The organism is Pseudomonas sp. SJZ077, assembly GCF_007993905.1.
Classification (GTDB): Bacteria; Pseudomonadota; Gammaproteobacteria; order Pseudomonadales; family Pseudomonadaceae; genus Aquipseudomonas; species Aquipseudomonas mandelii.
Genome location: NZ_VIUJ01000032.1, coordinates 32,581 through 51,727, shown reverse-complemented (window position 1 = coordinate 51,727; position 19,147 = coordinate 32,581). Strand labels below are relative to the sequence as shown.

Genomic DNA, 19,147 nt, shown 5'->3' with positions numbered 1-19,147 from the left:
GGGATTTCTAGATATCTTACGGTAAAAAAAAGCTACAGCTCTTTCCCCATGAGCTCGACAAGAGCACTGATGGTTGCTTCATTGCGCTTGTAGTAGGTCCACTGACCGATGCGCCTGACCTCGACCAGGCCCACTCGTTGCAGCGTTGCAAGATAATCAGACACCGTCGACTGCGACAGGCCGACGCCTTCTTGAATACTACTGACGCAGACGCCCACCGTATGAACGTCACCTTCATCCTGCGGAGGGAAGTTCTTGGCTGGATCCTTCAAACCTTTCAAGATTTCAAGGCGTGTACGGTTTGAGAGGGCTTTGAATATTTCGAGTAATTCCATAACTCGAAGATATCGACATTTACCGATATGTCAATACATTAATACGAGAGCAAGCGGCTGACGCTTGCCTCACCCTTTGACCGAGCAGCCGTTAATCGTAGAACGGCTCAACCGATACCCGACTGCCGACAAAAAAGCTGTCAGCCACCAGTCGCAGCGGCTGGAGGTCCAGGTCACTGGTTTTGTCGCCAATCAGCTGTTGGAAATGTCGGTACACCGCCGAGTACTCGCCCTCCTCCGAGACGGCTTGATGCACGCCATCGATACTCAACAATGCGCCACCGTTGTCCAGTCGCAGGGTGCCTTCGGTGCAGCGAATCTCGATGCTCCAGAGTTCGTCATGACCGTGGTCGAAATCGAACTCTGCGCGCACGTCGAGGTGACGCGCGTCAGACATTTTGATCGAAGCGGCAATCGGCGACTGGCAGTTATTGGGGACTCGCAGCTCGGCAGACTCGACAAACAGCGGCAGCGCCAACAGATGGGTTGCAATCGACAAAGCATTGATACCGGGATCAAAGACGCCCAAGCCGCCGGGTTGCCAGATCCAGGCCTGACCGGGGTGCCATTTGCGCACATCTTCCTTCCAGTCGATCTGCACGCTTTGCAGGGTGCGGGTGGCCAGCCAGGCACGGGCGGCTTCGATACCGGGCGCGTAGCGTGAATGCCAGGCGAACAAACCGCTGACGCCTTGCTCCTGCACCTGGCTCACCAATGCCATGGCTTCACCCAGCGTGGCGCACGGCGGTTTTTCGACCAGCACGTGTTTGCCGGCGGACAACGCTTGTTGCACCAGCGCGAAGCGCCCCTGCGGCGGAGTGCAAAACGCAATCGCATCGACCTGCGGGCCCTTGTCGAGCAACTCGCCCAGGGACCGAAAGTTCTCGACCCCGGCGCAGGGCTGCCCTTGCGTGGCGACAGAAACCAACTGGAACGCGGGGTTGGCGTTGATAGCGGGGACGTGTTGATCCTGGGCAATCTTGCCGTAGCCCACCAGACCGAGACGGATCGGTTGCATCAATGACTCCTGATTTTTTGTTTTTCTTGATACGCGAATCGGCAAGATTACGTTTGTGTGGCGGGGAAGTCATTGATGATGTGCTGACGTTTCATCTGGCACGCGAGCGTGAGCGATGCTATCCCTGCCAACGGACGCTGCGGGTCAATAGCGGCCCGCCACCGACGCCCCCCTGAACCCGTCATGGCGAAGGCATCGCACCGTCGCCACGCCGGCGCAAAAACAGGTCAGCTCATCCAGTTACCACCGTCGACATTGTAGGTCTGAGCCACCACATATTCGCTCTCGAACGACGCGAGGAAAATCGCCATGCCCGTCAGGTCCTCAGCGGTGCCCATCCGCCCAAAAGGCACTTCCTGCCCCACGCGCTTTTTCTTTTCACCCAATGGCCGGTTCTCATAGCGGGCAAACATTGCATCGACGCCGTCCCAATGCTCGCCATCGACGACACCTGGGGCGATGGCATTCACATTGATCCCATGCTTGATCAGGTCCAACCCTGCGGATTGGGTAAGGCTGATCACCGCCGCTTTGGTCGCGCAATACACCCCCACGAGGGCCTCCCCTCTTCGTCCAGCCTGGCTGGCCATGTTGATGATCTTGCCGCCATGCCCCTGAATGATCATCTGACGGGCCGCTGCCTGCAGGGTGAAAAGCGTTCCTGCCACATTGATCGAAAACAGACGCTCGAAGCTGTCGCGGGTGATATCGACAATGGGCGCAAGGTCGAACAGTGCGGCGTTGTTGATCAAGATATCCAGCTTGCCGGTCTGCGCGATGACAGCGGCGATGGCCGCATCGATGGACGCCTGGCGGGTAACGTCCATCTCGACAGCGTATGCGTCAGGCCCCAGCTCGGTGGCCGTGGCTTGGGCACGCTCCAGGTTGATGTCCGCGATAGCGACGGTCGCTCCCTCGCGAATGTAAGCCTGGGCAAAGGAACGTCCAATGCCTCGGGCGGCCCCTGTGACAAGCGCGCTTTTTCCTTCGAGTCGTTTCATTGATGGTTCATCCGTTTTCTAACATTCGGGTAAGCCCGATCAAGGGCAGGCGGGGTGTAGCGTTCAGGCAGCGAGACGCATCAGGACAGACCCGCTCCCACATTAATTGCGCAATCCTGTGGGCGCGTGGCTTGTCCGCGATGGAGGCCACTCGGTGTCCAGACAAACCAGGACAGTGGCCCCGATGCACCGTTGGCTACTTGGGATAACCGGCGCGTTTCATTTCACGTTCGGTGGAGGTCTGTGCGGCAGCGAGTGCCTGATCGACAGACATTTGCCCCGTCAGCGCAGCGGAAAACAGTTTCCCCACGGAGGTGCCTATCGCCTGGAACTCAGGAATCGTGACGTACTGGATGCCGACGTAAGGAACCGGCTTGATCGAGGGGTGTGCTGGGTCAGCGTGCTGCATCATCTGCAAGGTCACTTGCGCGAAAGGCGCCGCGTGCAGATAGGCCTCGCTGTACGTGGATTGACGCGTGCCAGGCGGAACATTGGCGATGCCGTCTTTTTCAGCGACCAGCTGAATGTATTCTTTCGACGTGGCCCACGTGATGAACGCCTTGGCTGTCTCTTTATGCTTGGAGGTGGCCGGTATCGCCAACGACCACGCATACAGCCACGACGAACCCTTGTCGGTGACCTGCGTCGGTGCCGGGGCAAAGCCAACGCGGTCGACGACGTTGCTCTGTTCCTTGTCCGTCGTGAAAGATCCCGCCACGCTGGCATCCACCCAGATCGCGCACTTGCCGCTGTTGAACAGCGCGAGGCTCTCGTTGAAGCCATTGCTCGACACACCGGGTGGCCCATACTTTTTCAGGGTGTCGACGTAGAAGTGCGCCGCGGCGGTCCACTCCGGGCTGGCCAGCTCCGGGTGCCACTGTTCATCGAACCAGCGGGCGCCAAAGGCATTGGCCATGGTGCTCAACAACGCAATGTTCTCACCCCACCCTGCCTTGCCCCGCAGGCACATGCCGTACTGTCCTTTATCGGGTTCGTGCAGCCTGGAGGCGAACTCGCCGAGCTGCGTCCAGGTCGGATGCTCCGGCATGGTCAACCCGGCGCCCTTGAACAGGTCGGTGCGGTAATAAGTGATCGTGCTTTCACCATAGAAAGGCAAGGCATAGAGCGTGTTGTCGACCGACAAGCCCTGGCGTACCGAGGGGAAGATGTCTTGCAGATCGTAGGCCGGCGGCAGTGCCGTGATCGGCTCAAGCCAATGCTTGGCACCCCACAGCGGTGTTTCATAAGTACCAATTGTCAGCACGTCGAACTGCCCGCCCTGAGTCGCGATATCGGTGGTCAGGCGCTGACGCAGGACGTTTTCTTCCAGCACCACCCAGTTGAGCTTCACGTCGGGGTGCTGCTGTTCAAAGATCTTGGAGAGCCGCTGCATCCGGATCATATCGCCATTGTTCACAGTGGCGATGGTGACCGTTTCGGCTGCATGACTGACGAGGGCAAAAGACAGGCCGGCAAAAATGTACAGTGCGTTCGGGATGGTCATCGTAGTGCTCTCCGCTTCGCGCCCTGGACGACGGAAGCTATTATTTTTGTTGTTAACCATTGCCGGGCAAATACAGCTGCGCAGCCATGGTGGACGGCTTGATTACACCAGCTTGGAAAACCCCGGACAAACGCACAGAGGACAGCAACCCGATACTTTTTTTACCGTCCCCGGGACACAGCCTGGCGATCAAAAAAGTATCAGTGCCAAGCAATCCCCGAGCTAGCAAGCGCCAGGCAGGAAGGCGTATGTTGCCTGCATACGAACAACAAATAACAAAGAAAGAGACCTGCCATGCCTGATAGCCGAGCCGCGCTGTTTGAACAGCGCCCCGCCGAACTGGAGGTCATTCTTCCCGAGCCCGATCATTGTTTTCGCTGGTATGAACACGACTACCCCTACTCCCTGGCTCGCTGGAATCACCACCCGGAATTCGAAATCCACCTGATCCGCCAAGGCAGCGGCAAGCTGGTTGCGGGCGATTACATCGGCGCATTCGGTGCCGGACATGTGGCGCTGATCGGCCCTGATCTGCCCCATGACTGGATAGGCGATCTGGCACCCGGCGAGTTCCTGGCAGGACGCGATGTGGTTCTGCAATTCGACGGTGCCGCGATTCTGGCCTTGCGTGAAACGATGCCCGAACTGGGCGAGCTTCAGCACCTGTTTGAACGTGCACGCCGGGGCCTGGAGTTCTGCGGCGCAACGGCTGTGCAGGCCGCACATCTGCTGGAAGACATTGGCCCCGCTCAGGGGCTCGAACGCCTGATTCTGTTTCTGCAACTGATCAATGCACTGATGAAAGCGCCCTCCCAAGACGTCCATGTGCTCGCCAGCGCTTACTACGCGCCATCCCTGGATGCCCAAAGCTCCGAGCGCATCCACAAGGCCTTTGACTACTTGTTGACCGAGCTCACAGGCGACATTCGCCTATCGGTGATTGCCCAGCGCCTGAACATGAGCGAGCCCGGTTTTTCGCGCTTCTTCAAGCGAGTCACCGGCCACGGTTTCATCGACCTGATGCGCAAGCTCAGGGTTCAGCGTGCCTGCCGGCTACTGTTGCAAACCGAGATGTCAGTGGCGGGCATCTGTTTTGAAGTGGGCTATGAAAACCTGTCCAACTTCAATCGGCACTTCCGTATCGAAATGGACCAGACCCCGAGTGAATACCGTCGCGGTTCGGCGATGACCCTGTTCAATCGCAACGGTCCCCACGCCTCCCTGCCGTTCACCAAAGCCCATTGAATGAGCGATGCGAGCCAGTCGGTTCAACCTGGACTCGCTTCCATTGCGCTCAAACCGCCGGCTGATGACTGGTCACACAGTGAATCCCTCCGCCACCCGCCGCGACGGCGTCGATATTGAGCTGTACCACCTCCCGGTCCGGGTACAGCTGCGACAACAGTTCAAAGGCCTTCGTATCCGCCGCTTTGTCACCAAACTCGGGCGCAATGACCGCGCCATTCACCAGAAAGTAGTTGATGTATCCGGCAGCAAAGTCCGGGTTGTTGCGGGTGAACTGACTTTTGCGCGGATTGAGCGGTGGCGACAAAGTATGCACCTGCAGCTTGCGGCCATCGGCGTCGGTGGCGTTTTTAAGGATGTCCAGGTGCGCCAATGTCACGTTCCGGTCGTATGAATCGGGGTCGTTGTCGAGGTTGGCGACCACCACGCCCGGCTTGACGAACCGCGCGTAGAAATCAACGTGAGCGTCGGTGATGTCCTTGCCCTTGATGCCCGGCAACCAGATGATTTTGCGCAACCCCAAACGGTCTTTCAGTTCCTGCTCGACCTCGGCTTTGGTCCAGTCGGGGTTGCGGTTGCGGTTGATCCAGCTGCTTTCGGTCATGATCCCCGTGCCGTGGCCATCCACTTCGATACCGCCGCCCTCGCCCACCAGTTCGCTGCGCAGATAACGTGCCTGCGTAGTCTCGGCCACCAAAGCGGCCACTTGCGCATCCTCGTCATGCTGCTGTTTGTTGCCCCAGCCGTTGAAGTTGAAATCAACGGCGCCGAGTCCGCCTTCGCCATCGATGACAAAATTGGCGCTGATATCGCGCATCCAGATGTCGTCAAGCTCAGTGGTGACGTAGGTGATATTGGCCGTGCCGCACTGTCGTTCGGCCAGACGCCGCTCGCCCTGGCGGCAGAACACGGTGACCGGCTCATAGCGGGCGATGGTGCGGGCGATCAGGCCCATGGTCGCTTGCACTTCGGGCGTGAAATCCTCCCAGATGGCGCTCTGTGCGCCGAACGCGATGAAGGCCCGTTCGTGTCGGTCGCCCTCGTCCGGCATGCGCCAACGACCTTGCGTCGCTGCGTGCACGGGCGCAAAGCTGAAGCCGAGGGAAGCTGCAGCGCCGAGACCGGCAATCACCGACACCTGCTTGATGAAATCCCGCCGTGTCGGCCGGTGTTGATCCTTGTCTGAAGCACTCATTTCGCTGTCGCCGTCTTGAATTTGGTCCAGGTGCGCATCCGCGCCCGCATGTCGGATTGGGGAATGTCCTTGCCCGGAATCAGCCGCGCATAGGTGGCCTCATCGAGGTAAATATCCGGGTTGTTGCGCATCGTCGCATCGACGTCCGGGCGGGCCTTGGCGTTGGATGTCGGGTAGCCGGTGAAATTGCTGATGGCCGCCATGTTCTGCGGGCGCATGACGAAGTTGATGAACGCGTAGGCGTACTCCGGGTGTTTGGCGTCGACCGGAATGGCCATGGTGTCCATCCACACGGTCGTGCCTTCGCGGGGAATGCGATATTCGAAACGAGTGTGCTTGCCGGCGCTGTCCGAGGTGCGTTGTGCCTGGGTCATGTCACCGCTGTAACCGAGGGACAGGCACAGGTTGCCGTTGACCAGATCGGTCACGGGTTGCGACTGGAACTTGCGAATGTGCGGTCGCAGCTTCATCAGCAACTCACTCGCTGCGGCCAGGTCTTCAGGCTTGGCGCTGCGCGGTTCACGCCCGAGGTAGTTGAGCACCACCGCCAGCACTTCGTCCGGCGAGTCGATTATCGAGATGCCGCAATCGGCAAATTTCGCCGCCAGTTCCGGTTTGAACAGCATGTCCAGGCTGTTGACCGGGGCGTCGGGCGAACGCTGTTTGACCTGTTCGTCATTGTAGGTCAGGCCGATGGTGCCCCAGGTGTAGGGGACGGTGGCCTGGCTCGACGTTTCGTACTGCCTGCGCAGCTTCTGCAAACCGGGTTCGATGTCGTCGACGGCGGTGAGTTTTGAGCGATCCAGCGGCAGCAGGCTGCCGGCGCGCATCAAGCGTTCGGCGACGGTGTCGCCGGGGAAGATCAGGTCATAGCCACTGCCGCCGGCGAGCATCTTGGCCTCCAGGGTTTCGCTGCCGTCCATGACGTCGTAGATCACCTTGATCCCGGTTTCGGCAGTGAATCTGGCGAGGGTGTCTTCGGCGAAGTAATCGGCCCAGTTGTAGAGCCGCAGGGTCTTCTCTTCGGCGTGCAGCGGCGACGAGGCGATTGCCCATCCCAAGGCGCCGAGCAACAGCTTGCGGGGAATGCGCATATCAAACTCCTTGAGTGTTCCAGCGTGCATGAAGGTGACGACCGTCCTGACTCAGCAACGCCCCGTACATGTCCGGGCGACGGTCGCGGTAGATGCCCCAGCTCAGGCGTTCTTCGCGCATGGCGTGCAAGTCCAGGCTGTGGACCAGCACGCCGCTGCTCTCGCGATCAGCCTCGGCGAGCAACTTGCCCTTGTGGTTGCAGATAAACGACGAGCCGTAGAAGCTCATTTGCAAGGCCGCATCGGTGGTCGCCACCTCACGACCGACGCGATTGGCCGCCACCACCGGCAGGATGTTCGCAGCGGCATGGCCACGCATGGTCATCTGCCAGTGGTCACGGGAATCCAGCGCTGCACACCCCGGCTCAGAGCCGATGGCGGTAGGAAACAGCAAGACTTCGGCGCCCATCAACGCCAGGCAGCGGGCGGTCTCGGGGAACCACTGATCCCAGCAGATCCCGACGCCGAGGCGCCCGAACGCCGTGTCCCAGACACGGAAACCGGTGTCGCCAGGGCTGAAATACTCCTTCTCCTGGTAACCGATGGCGTTGGGGATGTGGGTCTTGCGATACACCCCCAGCAAGCGCCCGTCAGCGTCGGCCACGCTCAGGGAATTGAAGTAGGCATTGCCAGCCTTCTCGAACCAGCTCAGTGGCAACACCACCCCCAACTCCTTGGCCAGCGCAGCAAAGCGCTTGAGTACGCCGCTGTATCGATACTCTTCGGCCAACGCCAAATGTTTATGGCTTTGTTCAATGCAGAAATACGGCGTAGCGAACAGCTCCTGTAACAGGATGACCTGGGCGCCCTTCGCGGCCGCCTCACGGATCAGTCGCTCGGCCTGATCGAGATTGTTCGGCAAGTCCCAGGTGCACGGCATCTGGGTGGTAGCAATCGTCAACAGGGTCATGGCATCACTCCTGCACGGGCCAGGCCGGCTGCTGCTGGGTGATGCAATGCACCCCGCCGCCGCCATGGGCCAGGTGATTGATCCGCACCGGCACCACCTCGCGCTCCGGGAACGCCCGGGCCAACACTTCGGCCGCCGCGTGGTCGGCGTCGATGCCATAGGCCGGCATGATGATCGCGTGGTTGGCGATGTAGAAGTTGGTGTACGAGGCACAGAACACTTCGGCTTCGGTGTCCACGGCATCGGTGGCTTCATAGAGTTCGATCAGCTCGAACGTGCGCCCGTGGGCATCGGTGGCAAGCTCCAGTGCGCGACGGTTTTCCCGTGCAACCTCGGCGTACACCGAATCTTTGTCGTGGGTGGCATCCACCAGCAACACGCCGGGGCGGGCGAAGGCGCAGACGCCATCGACGTGGCCGTCAGTCATGTCGCCCGTCACGTAGTCCGGGTCACCCGGCAGCCAGATGGTTTTCTTCACCCCCAGCAGACGGGTGAAGATTTCCTCGATCTCGGCCTTGGTCATGCCGGGGTTGCGATTGGGGTTGAGCAACACCGATTCGGTGGTGATCAGCGTGCCCTCGCCGTCGACATGAATCGCACCGCCTTCGTTGCTCAGCGGGGTGCCAAAGCACGGCACGCCGAGGCGATTGAGTGCGCGGCGCGCCAGGCTTTCGTCGAGGTTATGCAGCGACTTGCCGCCCCAGGCATTGAAGCGCCAGCTCACCCCGCCCAGACCGTGTTGCGGATGGCAGACGAAGCTCGGGCCGGAGTCGCGGCACCAACTGTCGTTCACGGCCAATTCGATCAATTCGATGTTGGGCCCACACAGCGCTTTGGCACTCGCAACGGCCGACGGGTCGACGACCATTTTCACCGGCTCGAACCGGGCGATGGCGTTCGCCACCCGGGCAAAGTCCTCTTGCACCAACGGCAAGGTGACGCCCCAGCCCGACTCCCAAAGCGCCTGGTTGTGTGGCCAGACCATCCAGGTCGCGGCGTGCTTCACCCACTCTGCCGGCATCCACCAGCCACTGTTCTGAAGTTCGTTCTGCTGCATGACAAGCACCCTTGAGTTAAGTCATTGTGTTCAATGAAAATTGCCTTCGCGGTCTTGGCATGCATGCTACGGCCGTAAAACAAGGCCAACAAACGATGGATTTTGTAGAAAAGTGATTAGAGGAACTTATCGATATGCTCAAGCACTGGCCCCCGCTCAACACCCTTCGCGGCTTTGAAGCCGCCGCCCGCCTGGGCAGTTTTCACAAGGCGGCCGACGAGTTGCACCTGACCCAGTCGGCCATCAGCCAGCAGATCCGCACGCTTGAGGCGTACCTTGAGCAGCCGTTGTTTTTTCGCAGTGGACGCAGCGTCAGCCTGACCGATGCCGGTCACGATTTGCTCAGCACCACCCAGGCGTTATTGCAGCAACTGGCGGTCGGCATTCGTCGCCTCGGGCAATACCAGAAACCCAACCAACTGGTGCTCAACACCACGCCGACATTCGCCCGCCATTGGTTGCTGCCGCGTCTGGGGGATTTTCGTCGTCGGCACCCGGAGGTCGACCTGTGGATTTTCAGCACCGATGAAGTCCCGGACATGACCACCCAGACCATCGACCTCGCGGTGCGTGACGACATCAGTTCCCAGGCCGAGTGCAGCTTCAAGGTGTTGCACGCCGACCGCCTGTACCCGGCGTGTCATCCAGACGTGTTGACGGTGCCCGTCGAGCAGCGCACCACCCTTCACGGAGAGCGGGAGATGGACTGGAGTCATTGGGCGGTGGAGGCCGGGATTGATGTCGGGCAGAAGGATCAGGGGCTGAATTTCTCCGACCCCGGCCTGCTGCTGGACGCCGCCTGCGCGGGGCTCGGCATCGCCCTGGTCAGTCAGTTGCTGAGTCGGCCGGCACGTGACAGCGGACTGTTGCAGCCCTTGGTGGAAGACACCATTCGCGGCCCGAACTGGGCCTTGCTGACCCATCGTGACAGCGAGAACAATCCGCTGGCGCGAAGCTTCGTCGAGTGGCTGTTAAGTAACCTGGACGCAACGAGCCAGACGTCTCCCGCACTTGCAATATGAAAGGGGACTCGGCTAATGGCCAGTATCCTCAGCCAAGTCCGTTGATGAAGTTCATATTGAACAACAGAACACTCAGCCTAGTGCTATTGAGAGAAGTCGCTTACAAAAAACTTAATTAGTTCAAAAGAACTTCCAGTGCGCCATGACATTATTCAGGCGCCATTTAAGTGACTTGTATTTCACAAAAACCACTCGCTAATGCCACCGACCGAGACTGCAACAATCATTCAAAAATTCAAACACACCGACGAATGGACTTTAAATATTTAAACCCTTTAAAAACAACAACTTAATATTCTATTACCAACTAAAACAAAATCCCGCCAGAAAAACACAAAACCAAAAAAAGACAGGGATCAGTTATAAAAGTTTCAAACTCATTTAATAAATAATAAATTCCATGTAGCGCTTTAAAACATCTCTCTTCAATGCTAATAATTCCGCCGCTTCCGGGCTTACAGGCGCTCTCCCCCTCACACGAAGTGAATATCAGCATCAACGCTGATCCCCGGCATTAATCAAATTCAATAACACCGGCTTGCTCAAGTTCAATAAAACTTGGGCCTGCATTGTGCTGCGCACTGAAACTGCGCGAGGAAGGCATCATCGCTCGTCATCATTCAAGGATTAAAATCCTTTCGATCTTCGGTACCCGTCCAGAAGCCATCAAGATGGCGCCGTTAGTCAAAGCCCTCGCTGCGGAACCCGGCATTGATTCGCAGATATGCATCACCGGCCAACACCAAAGCATGCTCAAACAGGTGCTGGACCTGTTCGACCTCAAGGCCGATTACACCCTCGATGTCATGACCCCGCAGCAGACGCTCAACTCCCTGACGGCGGCGCTTTACGGGGCGATCGACCCGGTGCTGGAAATGACCTGCCCGGACCGGGTGCTGGTGCACGGCGACACGACCTCGGCCATGGTGGCCGCGATGGCGGCGTTCCATCGACGGATCCCGGTCGGCCATGTGGAAGCCGGGCTGCGAACCGGTGATATCTACAGCCCATGGCCGGAAGAAATGAACCGTCGCTGCATCGACCTGGGGGCGGACATGCTGTTTGCGCCCACCCACGAGTCGCGCCAGAACCTGCTCGACGAACGCCTACAGGGTCGCACCTTCGTCACCGGCAATACGGTGATCGACGCGCTGCAGATGACTGCACGGCGCATTGAGCAGGATGCCGACCTGCGCGCAAGCCTGGACCGGCAGTTTTCGTTCCTGCAGACCGGCCGCAAGGTCCTGTTGGTGACCGGGCATCGTCGGGAAAATTTCGGTGAAGGCTTCCTGGATATCTGCAAGGCCCTGAGTCATCTGGCTCGGCGTTCGGATATCCAGATCGTTTACCCGGTGCACTTGAACCCCAATGTCATGGGCCCGGTCACCGAGCATCTGGGCGATCTGCCCAACGTGCACCTGATCCAGCCGCTGGACTACCTGGCCTTCGTGCGCCTGATGCAACGGGCCCATGTGATCCTCACCGATTCCGGTGGCGTGCAGGAAGAAGCGCCGTCCCTGGGCAAACCGGTGCTGGTCATGCGTGATGTGACCGAGCGCCCGGAAGCTGTGGCGGCGGGCACTGTGCGCCTGGTCGGTACCTCGCCGGGCTCGATCATCGCTGGCGTTAACGCGCTGTTCGATGACGACCTGTTGTGGCGCCGCTGCTCCCAGGCGGCCAACCCTTACGGCGACGGCAAGGCCAGTGCGCGCATCGTCGATGCCCTGATGGGCCGTCCGGTGGACGATTTCATCGTGGCCGGCCAGTCCTTGCCCAAGTTCCTGCAATACCCGTCTGCACAGCCTGCGCCCGAGAAGCATTACCCCGCTTTTACCTCTCGATAAACCAAACCGTTCCTCCCCTTATCAGCTCGAGATCTACCTGAATGAAGTCTTCCGTTGCCATCCATACGGGTGCCCTCAGCGCCCTTGCCTGTGGTGTGAGCCTGCTCGCGCTCATGCCGACCTTTGCCTTGGCCGCGGACAGTCCGCTCACCCAGGCGATCAACCGGCTCAACGCCGACACCCGACAAGAGCGGGAGGTGCGCTTGAGCGATCTGGGGATCGATGCACCGATCATCCTCGGCTCCACCGATGCCCGCCGCGAACTGTATCTGCCGGTGCCGGCAGGTGTTCCGCTGACGGATGCGACGTTGAATTTCGACGCCAGTTACCTCAATGGCGAAGGCGGCCGCAACACGCTGCTGCTGTCGCTGGACGGTTATCCAGTGCGTGCCGAAGGGCTCAGCGAACCCCAGGGTGACGCCAGCGTCACGCTGGGCGTGGACAAAAAAGCGCGGGACAGCGGCTCGCTACGCCTGGGCATCGCCTGGTCGTCGATCGTGTCCCGTGTGCTGTGCGAAGACGAACGCGCCATCGGCAATGTTCTGCGTATCGAACCGGACACCCGCCTGACTTACAGCTATGACGCCAGCCAGTTGCGCGACGTCGGCGCTGCGTGGACGGCCTTGCCTGGCAAACCGGGGATCATGGTCGCGCCCGGCACCTTATCCGCTGAAAGCTACGATTCGGCATGGCGTCTGGGCGTGGCACTGGAGCGGATTGGCAAGCGCAGTCAAATCCTGCCCTTCCCTGCCGTACAAGACAGCGTCGACCTGAGCGGCCTGCGCATTCCGGCCGAACTGCAAGGTATTCCAGCGTTCGCCAGCCTCAACGGCAAAGGTCGACACACCCTGGCGAACCCGGCGGAGATCGGCGCGTTGCTGGTGTTGGGCCAGACGCCGAACGTCCAGGCGGATCTGGCGGTCAACGACCCGCAACTGCTCACAGCGATCAATGCGTCCCTCGACGCGCTGCAGAGCCAAATCCAGGGCTTCGATGCCACGGCGGCCAACGCGTTCACGCAATGGCGTGAGACGCATATCAATGCCGGCCTTGCCGCCAATGGCACTGACAATGTGCGCCTGGCCCTCGTGGGCACGCGCCCGGTTCTGATGATTGCGCCGCATGCCACCGACAAGGCGCTGGCCTTGTTCAGTAGCGCCTGGAACAAACTGGCACGCAGTCGCCAATTGACCGTCAGCGAAGCACAGCTGCCCTTGAGCACCGACGGCCGTGTCGCCCTGTCTCGCCTGGGCGGCAATCCCGGCGCCATCGACGTGCTGGCCAAGTCTGACTGGAGCACGTCATTCCCTCTGGGCAGCGTGGCTTACGACGGTCGCTTGCCGGTGAAGGCTGTGGTCGATGTGTCTGCCGCGCCCGGCGCTTCAGACACTGCGCCGGTGGCCTCGCTGTTTCTCAATGACTACCTGATTGGCGCGCAGCAGCTGGTGGCCAACGGTGAAAAACAACGCATCGAAGCGCGCATCCCGCGTTACGCCGTGGGCGCGACCAACGTGTTGCGCGTGTCGTTCCAGCGCCAGCCCGTGAGTGATCGCTGCCTGGAAACGCCGCAAGCCTTCCCGGTTTCCGTGCTGCCGACCAGCCACATCGTGCTGGAAAAAACCGCGCTGGGTGATGACTTCTCCGGCATGGCCGCGCGCTTTGCCGTGGACACCCAACTCCTGGTGCCTCAGGCCTACCTCGATCATCCGGCGAGCAGCTTGCCGCAGGTGATTTCAGTCGCCGATGCCGCCGGGGTCTCGCCGCTGCGTGCGCAATTGAAGGTCATCACAGATCCGAAAGCCTCGGTCACGCTGGACAAGGCCTTCCTCGCCTTCGAGCTGCCGATCAAAGGCAGCAAGGAGTCCGTGCAGGTCGATGAGCAGGGGCGCCTGCGCATCAATCACAAGGATCAAGTGTTGCTTGACGTGCATCCGCTCAATCACCTTGCCTCGTTGCAAGTGGTCGATGCCGGCGGCCAGCGCGGTATGGTCTATCGCGCATTGGGCAATGACTCGCCACGCTTCGCCAAACAGATTCTGCTGACCCGCGGCGATGTGGCCATCCTCGGCGACAACGGTGCCCTGACCACCTTCGACACTCAGGATCCAAGCGGCAGCCAATTGATCGACAACGAAGAACCCAAGGGCCTCGACGCCTGGCGGACACCGTCGCTGTTGTGGCTGATTCCGGGTGGCATCCTGTTGGTTCTCATCCTGTTGCTGGCTGGCCGTAATGCCCGTCGCAATCGCCAGTAACGGAACCCTTCGATGACGTCGCTTTATTGGCCCTATTGGCTGGCTCACTACTACAGCTTTCTGGAGATCTCGACCATCGTGGTCGCGGTGCTGATCCTGATTTCCAGCCTGGACGACCTGTTCATTGACCTGTGGTACTGGTCGCGCCGCCTGTTTCGCAAGTTCACCGCGGACCGCAAATACCGACCGCTGACCGCCGAGCAGTTGATGGCCCGGGATGAGCAGCCGCTGGCAATCATGGTCCCGGCCTGGCTGGAATATGACGTCATCGCGCCGATGATCGAAAACATGGTGTCGACCCTCGATTACCAGAACTATGTGGTTTTCGTCGGCACCTACATCAACGATCAGCGCACCATTGACGAAGTGGAGCGCATGCGTCGGCGCTACAAGCAGCTGCACCGCGTGGAAGTCCCGCACGCCGGGCCGACCTGCAAGGCCGACTGCCTGAACTGGGTGATCCAGGCGATCTTCCTGCATGAGAAAACCCACGGCATGACCTTCGCCGGCGTCGTGTTGCACGACAGCGAAGACGTGCTGCACCCGATGGAATTGCGCCTGTTCAACTACTTGCTGCCGCGCAAGGACATGATCCAGTTGCCCGTGGTTTCGCTGGAACGCAACTGGTACGAATGGGTGGCCGGCACCTACATGGACGAGTTCGCCGAATGGCACGGCAAGGACCTGGTGGTGCGTGAAAGCATGACCGACACGGTGCCGTCTGCCGGCGTCGGCACCTGTTTTTCCCATCGCGCCCTGCGTGTGCTGGCCGGGGAAACCCAGAACCAGCCGTTCAACACTGACAGCCTCACCGAGGACTACGACGTCGGCGCACGCCTGGCCAAGGTCGGCATGAACGCGATCTTCGTGCGCTTCCCGGTGCAGTTTCGTGTGCTGCGCAAATCCTGGTTTCGCAAGCCTTACGAATCGACGCTGAAGATGCCGTTGTGCGTGCGCGAGTTCTTTCCCGACACCTTCCGCACCGCGTTCCGGCAGAAGGCCCGCTGGACACTGGGCATCGGCCTGCAAGGCTGGGAGCAAATGGGCTGGAACGGTTCGCTGGCCAACCGATATCTGTTGTTCCGTGACCGCAAAGGCGTAGTGACGGCGTTTGTCAGCATCATCGCCTACGTGATTCTGGTGCAGCTGTTGGGCCTGATCATCCTGCGCCAGAGCGGTCTGTGGGACGTGAGTTTCCCCACGCCGTTCGAAACCAACGGCTTCATCAAATACTTGCTGCTGGCCAACGGTGTTGCGCTGGCCTGGCGCATCGCGCATCGCTGTTATTTCACCACCGTGCTGTACGGCTGGCAGCACGGTTTGCTGTCCATCCCGCGCATGGTGGTGGGCAACTTCGTCAACTTCATGGCCGCGTCACGGGCCTGGCGCATGTTCCTGGTTGGCAAGGTCATGAACCGCAAACTGGTGTGGGACAAGACCATGCACGACTTCCCGTCCACCGACCTGGTCGCCGCCGCCCCGCGCAAGCTGGGCAGCGTGTTGCTGTCCTGGCAGGCGATCAACGAAACCGACCTGCAAAGCGCCCTCGCCGAACAGAAAACCCGGCACATGCCATTGGGGCGGATCTTGCTCAGCAATGGCTGGTTGGACGACGAGACACTGGCCGAAGCCATCGCCTTCCAGAATGACCTGCCGCGGGTGTTCGATGTGGCCCACAAGGCGCAGGCGTCGACCCTCACCCTGGACGATGAATTCGCCCTGCGCTGGCGTGTGGTGCCAGTGGGTTTGAATGCCGACGGCCGAGTCCAACTGGCCGTGGCCAGTCCGTTGCCGGCCGAAGGTCTGCAACAAGTCAGCGAGGTACTGGGCAGCGAGCCGGTGCAGCTGATTGCCCGTGAAAGCGAAATCGTTGCGCAGTTGCGCCTGATGAATGTGCGCGAAGGCCAGTCGGTACCAGATGCCCGCGCGCCACTGTTGGGTGACCTGTTGATCGAAATGGGCCTGCTGGATCGCGACGTGTTCAACCGCACCATGTTGCAGTACCGCCCGCAGCGTCACGGACGCATCGGCGACTATCTGGTCGACAGCGGCGTGCTGCCCCGCGCCACCATCGAAAAGGCCGTGGCACGTCAACACAGCCACTACCCTGAGGAACTTCCGGCATGAATCGCCCTTTGCTGACTCTCATGGCCACGGGGCTGAGCCTGATACCTGCGCTGGCTCATGCCGAAACACTGCCATTACCGTTGACCGGTCCAGCCTACGTCACTGCCAACGAGGCCTACAGCGCCTACGAGCGCAAAGACTACGACCTGGCCATCGCCAAGGCCCGCGAAGCGTTGCGTCAGCGCGCCGACATCACCCGTTTGAACAGGCTGATCGTGCTGGCTCAACGGGACAAGGATCTGCGTGATCAACCCAAGCGCTACCCACAGTCACGTCAGGCTCCAGGCTTCGGCGCCGCCGCCCAAGCCTTCAAGGCCTATGATCGCGATGATTTCGGCGCGGCGGCACAAGCGTCACGCAAAGCCATCGCTCAGGCACCCAAACGCATGGATTATCGACTGCTGCTGATCGAGTCGTTGCAGCGTCAACAACATCTTCAAGAAGCGGATCAGGCCACCACTCAGGCATTGGCCGTGTTCCCGGACGACGATACGTTGCTGATGCGCCGCGAAGCGATTCGTCGACAATTGGCCGCACCGCTGGCCGTCGACAGTTATCGCGCCCTGGAGCAAGGCCAGGTGCCGTTGGCCGTGGATAAGGCCCGGAAAGCCGTCGCCTGGGCACCGGAAATCGGCGCCAATCAGCAACTGCTGATCAGCGCCCTGCTCGCAGCCAAGGATTACCGAGGGGCCGAGCTGGCCGCGTCTGGCGCACTGGCTCAGGACGATGGCGAAATCGCGCCGTGGATCCTGCGCAGCTACGCCCTTGATCGTCAGGGTAAAACAGCGGCAGCCGAGGCTGACCTGAATCACGCCCTGTCCATCGATGGCCTGCTGGAAACCGAAACCCGCGACATTCGCTTCTTCGCCGCCGACGCTGCGCTGGCCCATGGCGAGCCTCAGCGGGCGCTTGATCAGCTGCAACCTTTGATCGATGACGAAGGCGGCGAAGTGGCCCGTCGACGCACTGCCGCCCGGATGGCCCTCAGGCAAAAAAACAACGGGTTGAACGCTGTCGCCCAGTTTCCGGCCCCGGCCCTGAACTGTCAGGAAACCGCTTTTGGCCTGGTCTGCGATATCTGGCCGGGCAACCAGCGCGACGGCGGCACCGACAAGGCCGGCCAGGCTTACGCCGCACTCGCCAGCAAGGACCCCGCCTCGGCCGTCGTCCTGGCCAACGAAGCCATTGCCCGTGCGCCGCAGAATCCAGCGTACCGACGGTTGCTCGTCAGCGCCTTGAGTGACCAGAAGCGAGTGCCCGAAGCCATCGCGGCAGCCAGCGAGGGCCTCAAGCTCAGCGGCGATGACGCCCGACTGCTGGCCCAACGCGGTCGTCTGCGCCAGCAATCGGGTGACGACGCTGGGGCTCGCGAAGACTTTACCCAGGCCTTGGCGCTGGGGAGCCTGCCTGCCTATGAAGAAGCAAGTCTGTACAGCGCCATCGGCCAGCGCCGAACCGCGCGCGAACGGCTGCAACAAGCGCGGGACACGGGTGAACTGGAATCGATGAGCGACCTGCAGATCGCATACTTATCGGTCCAGGCCGGCGACGATGACGGTGCCCACGCATCGTTCCGCAAGGCCGATGCCGAGACGCGACTGACGCCGACAGCCACTCAGGACGCGGCCTATAACGCGATGCGGGTCAATGATGACGAACAAGCCGTCAGCTACTTCAAGCGCGTCATCGACGCAAACAATGCCGGTGAACCGGACCTGTCCCCGCAGCAGCTGTTCGACACCCGTCGCACCGTGGCCGATGTGTCGCGCACCTGGGGTTTGACCAACACCACCAGTTACCGCGGCAACAGCACCAGCAGCGGCCTGAGCTCAGCGCCGAGCGGCGGCAATAGCAGCAATGACAGCCTGCAGAACAGCACCGAATTGTCCTGGCGCCCGTTGGGCTATCGCAATGCACGCTTTGTCGAACTCTACGGACGCGTCACCGACACGCTGTGGAGCAAGAACAGCGATTCGGACACTGGTTTCGATGCGCTGCAAGGCGCGGTGGGTGTACGGGTCAAACCCTTTACGTCACTGAACGTGATGGCCGCCGTCGAGCGCACATTCCCCTTGGGATCGTCGGACGTCGACGGTGACTGGCTGCTGCGTCTGGGCTATGGCGCAAGCGTCGGGACCGATCTGCGGGTCGATGCCTCCAGCTGGTGGACTTCGCAGTTGTTCGCTGAAGCCGGACATTACGTCAACGACTCGCGGGACTATTTCAACAGCGAATGGCAGGTCGGCCGCAGCTATGCCATCGGTGGCGCGGGCTCACGCTGGGTGACATTCCCCCATGTGGTGGCCGCGTTCGATTACGACTCGAAGATGAACAGTGGCACCGACTCCGATGGCAAATCGGACTCATCGTCCGGCAAGGCCGGTGGCATCGGTGTCGGCAACAACGTGCGCTACTGGTTCCGCGAAGATGCGTACAACGCGCCCCGCTCCTATCTCGACTTCTCCCTGCAGTACCGCGTCAAGGTGCTGGGCGATGATCGCGCTCAAGGTGTCTTCGGTCGCCTGACTTATTCCTATTGA

At 60.5% G+C, this 19,147-nt stretch carries 14 protein-coding genes; 6 read left to right on the top strand and 8 right to left on the bottom strand.

Translation table 11 applies throughout. The features are described from left to right. Positions 1 to 32 precede the first annotated feature (32 nt). The 4 genes from FBY01_RS30200 to FBY01_RS30185 all read right to left on the bottom strand — a co-directional run bounded on the left by FBY01_RS30200 (position 33) and on the right by FBY01_RS30185 (position 3,858). Positions 33 to 335, bottom strand: coding sequence for a helix-turn-helix transcriptional regulator (locus FBY01_RS30200; RefSeq protein ID WP_010459152.1), 303 nt, complete (start codon positions 333 to 335; stop codon positions 33 to 35). A 91-nt stretch (positions 336 to 426) separates the two neighbouring features. After that, positions 427 to 1,353, bottom strand: coding sequence for a Gfo/Idh/MocA family protein (locus FBY01_RS30195; RefSeq protein WP_145310829.1), 927 nt, complete (start codon positions 1,351 to 1,353; stop codon positions 427 to 429). 227 nt (positions 1,354 to 1,580) lie between these two features. Next, positions 1,581 to 2,354: an L-iditol 2-dehydrogenase gene (locus FBY01_RS30190; protein WP_145310832.1), complete on the bottom strand. Its 774-nt coding sequence runs from the start codon at positions 2,352 to 2,354 to the stop codon at positions 1,581 to 1,583. Between the two features lie 196 nt (positions 2,355 to 2,550). After that, positions 2,551 to 3,858, bottom strand: coding sequence for a sugar ABC transporter substrate-binding protein (locus FBY01_RS30185; protein WP_145310834.1), 1,308 nt, complete (start codon positions 3,856 to 3,858; stop codon positions 2,551 to 2,553). A 294-nt stretch (positions 3,859 to 4,152) separates the two neighbouring features. Here FBY01_RS30185 and FBY01_RS30180 point away from each other — a divergent pair, with 294 nt between their 5' ends. Further along, a complete protein-coding gene (locus tag FBY01_RS30180) occupies positions 4,153 to 5,103 on the top strand; it encodes an AraC family transcriptional regulator (protein WP_145310836.1) in 951 nt (316 codons plus the stop codon). Between the two features lie 49 nt (positions 5,104 to 5,152). On the opposite strand, the gene FBY01_RS30175 is transcribed toward FBY01_RS30180, so the two are convergent. From FBY01_RS30175 to FBY01_RS30160, 4 genes are read right to left on the bottom strand one after another with little or no spacing between them, the layout of a single operon-like run. Further along, positions 5,153 to 6,298, bottom strand: a complete 1,146-nt coding sequence (locus FBY01_RS30175; protein ID WP_145310839.1) for an agmatine/peptidylarginine deiminase — start codon at positions 6,296 to 6,298, stop codon at positions 5,153 to 5,155. After that, positions 6,295 to 7,392 carry an extracellular solute-binding protein gene (locus FBY01_RS30170; protein WP_083377091.1) on the bottom strand — a complete coding sequence of 366 codons (1,098 nt, stop codon included), beginning with the start codon at positions 7,390 to 7,392 and terminating at the stop codon, positions 6,295 to 6,297. Before FBY01_RS30170 ends, FBY01_RS30175 begins: the two co-directional genes overlap by 4 nt. Before the next feature lies 1 nt (position 7,393). Further along, positions 7,394 to 8,302: an N-carbamoylputrescine amidase gene (aguB, locus tag FBY01_RS30165; RefSeq protein ID WP_145310842.1), complete on the bottom strand. Its 909-nt coding sequence runs from the start codon at positions 8,300 to 8,302 to the stop codon at positions 7,394 to 7,396. A 4-nt stretch (positions 8,303 to 8,306) separates the two neighbouring features. Next, a complete protein-coding gene (locus FBY01_RS30160; RefSeq protein WP_083377092.1) occupies positions 8,307 to 9,359 on the bottom strand; it encodes an agmatine/peptidylarginine deiminase in 1,053 nt (350 codons plus the stop codon). A 134-nt stretch (positions 9,360 to 9,493) separates the two neighbouring features. Between FBY01_RS30160 and FBY01_RS30155 the strand changes: the two genes are divergently transcribed. The 5 genes from FBY01_RS30155 to FBY01_RS30135 all read left to right on the top strand — a co-directional run bounded on the left by FBY01_RS30155 (position 9,494) and on the right by FBY01_RS30135 (position 19,147). Continuing rightward, positions 9,494 to 10,381, top strand: coding sequence for a LysR substrate-binding domain-containing protein (locus FBY01_RS30155; RefSeq protein ID WP_145310844.1), 888 nt, complete (start codon positions 9,494 to 9,496; stop codon positions 10,379 to 10,381). 605 nt (positions 10,382 to 10,986) lie between these two features. Continuing rightward, complete coding sequence (gene wecB / locus FBY01_RS30150; RefSeq protein ID WP_256664570.1) at positions 10,987 to 12,225, top strand: non-hydrolyzing UDP-N-acetylglucosamine 2-epimerase; 1,239 nt, start codon at positions 10,987 to 10,989, stop codon at positions 12,223 to 12,225. A gap of 41 nt (positions 12,226 to 12,266) precedes the next feature. Continuing rightward, complete coding sequence (locus tag FBY01_RS30145; RefSeq protein WP_145310846.1) at positions 12,267 to 14,480, top strand: hypothetical protein; 2,214 nt, start codon at positions 12,267 to 12,269, stop codon at positions 14,478 to 14,480. A 12-nt stretch (positions 14,481 to 14,492) separates the two neighbouring features. Beyond that, complete coding sequence (locus FBY01_RS30140) at positions 14,493 to 16,607, top strand: glycosyl transferase family protein (RefSeq protein ID WP_102593378.1); 2,115 nt, start codon at positions 14,493 to 14,495, stop codon at positions 16,605 to 16,607. Beyond that, positions 16,604 to 19,147: a bacteriophage N4 adsorption protein A gene (locus tag FBY01_RS30135; RefSeq protein ID WP_145310848.1), complete on the top strand. Its 2,544-nt coding sequence runs from the start codon at positions 16,604 to 16,606 to the stop codon at positions 19,145 to 19,147. The genes FBY01_RS30140 and FBY01_RS30135 overlap by 4 nt, the downstream gene beginning before the upstream one ends.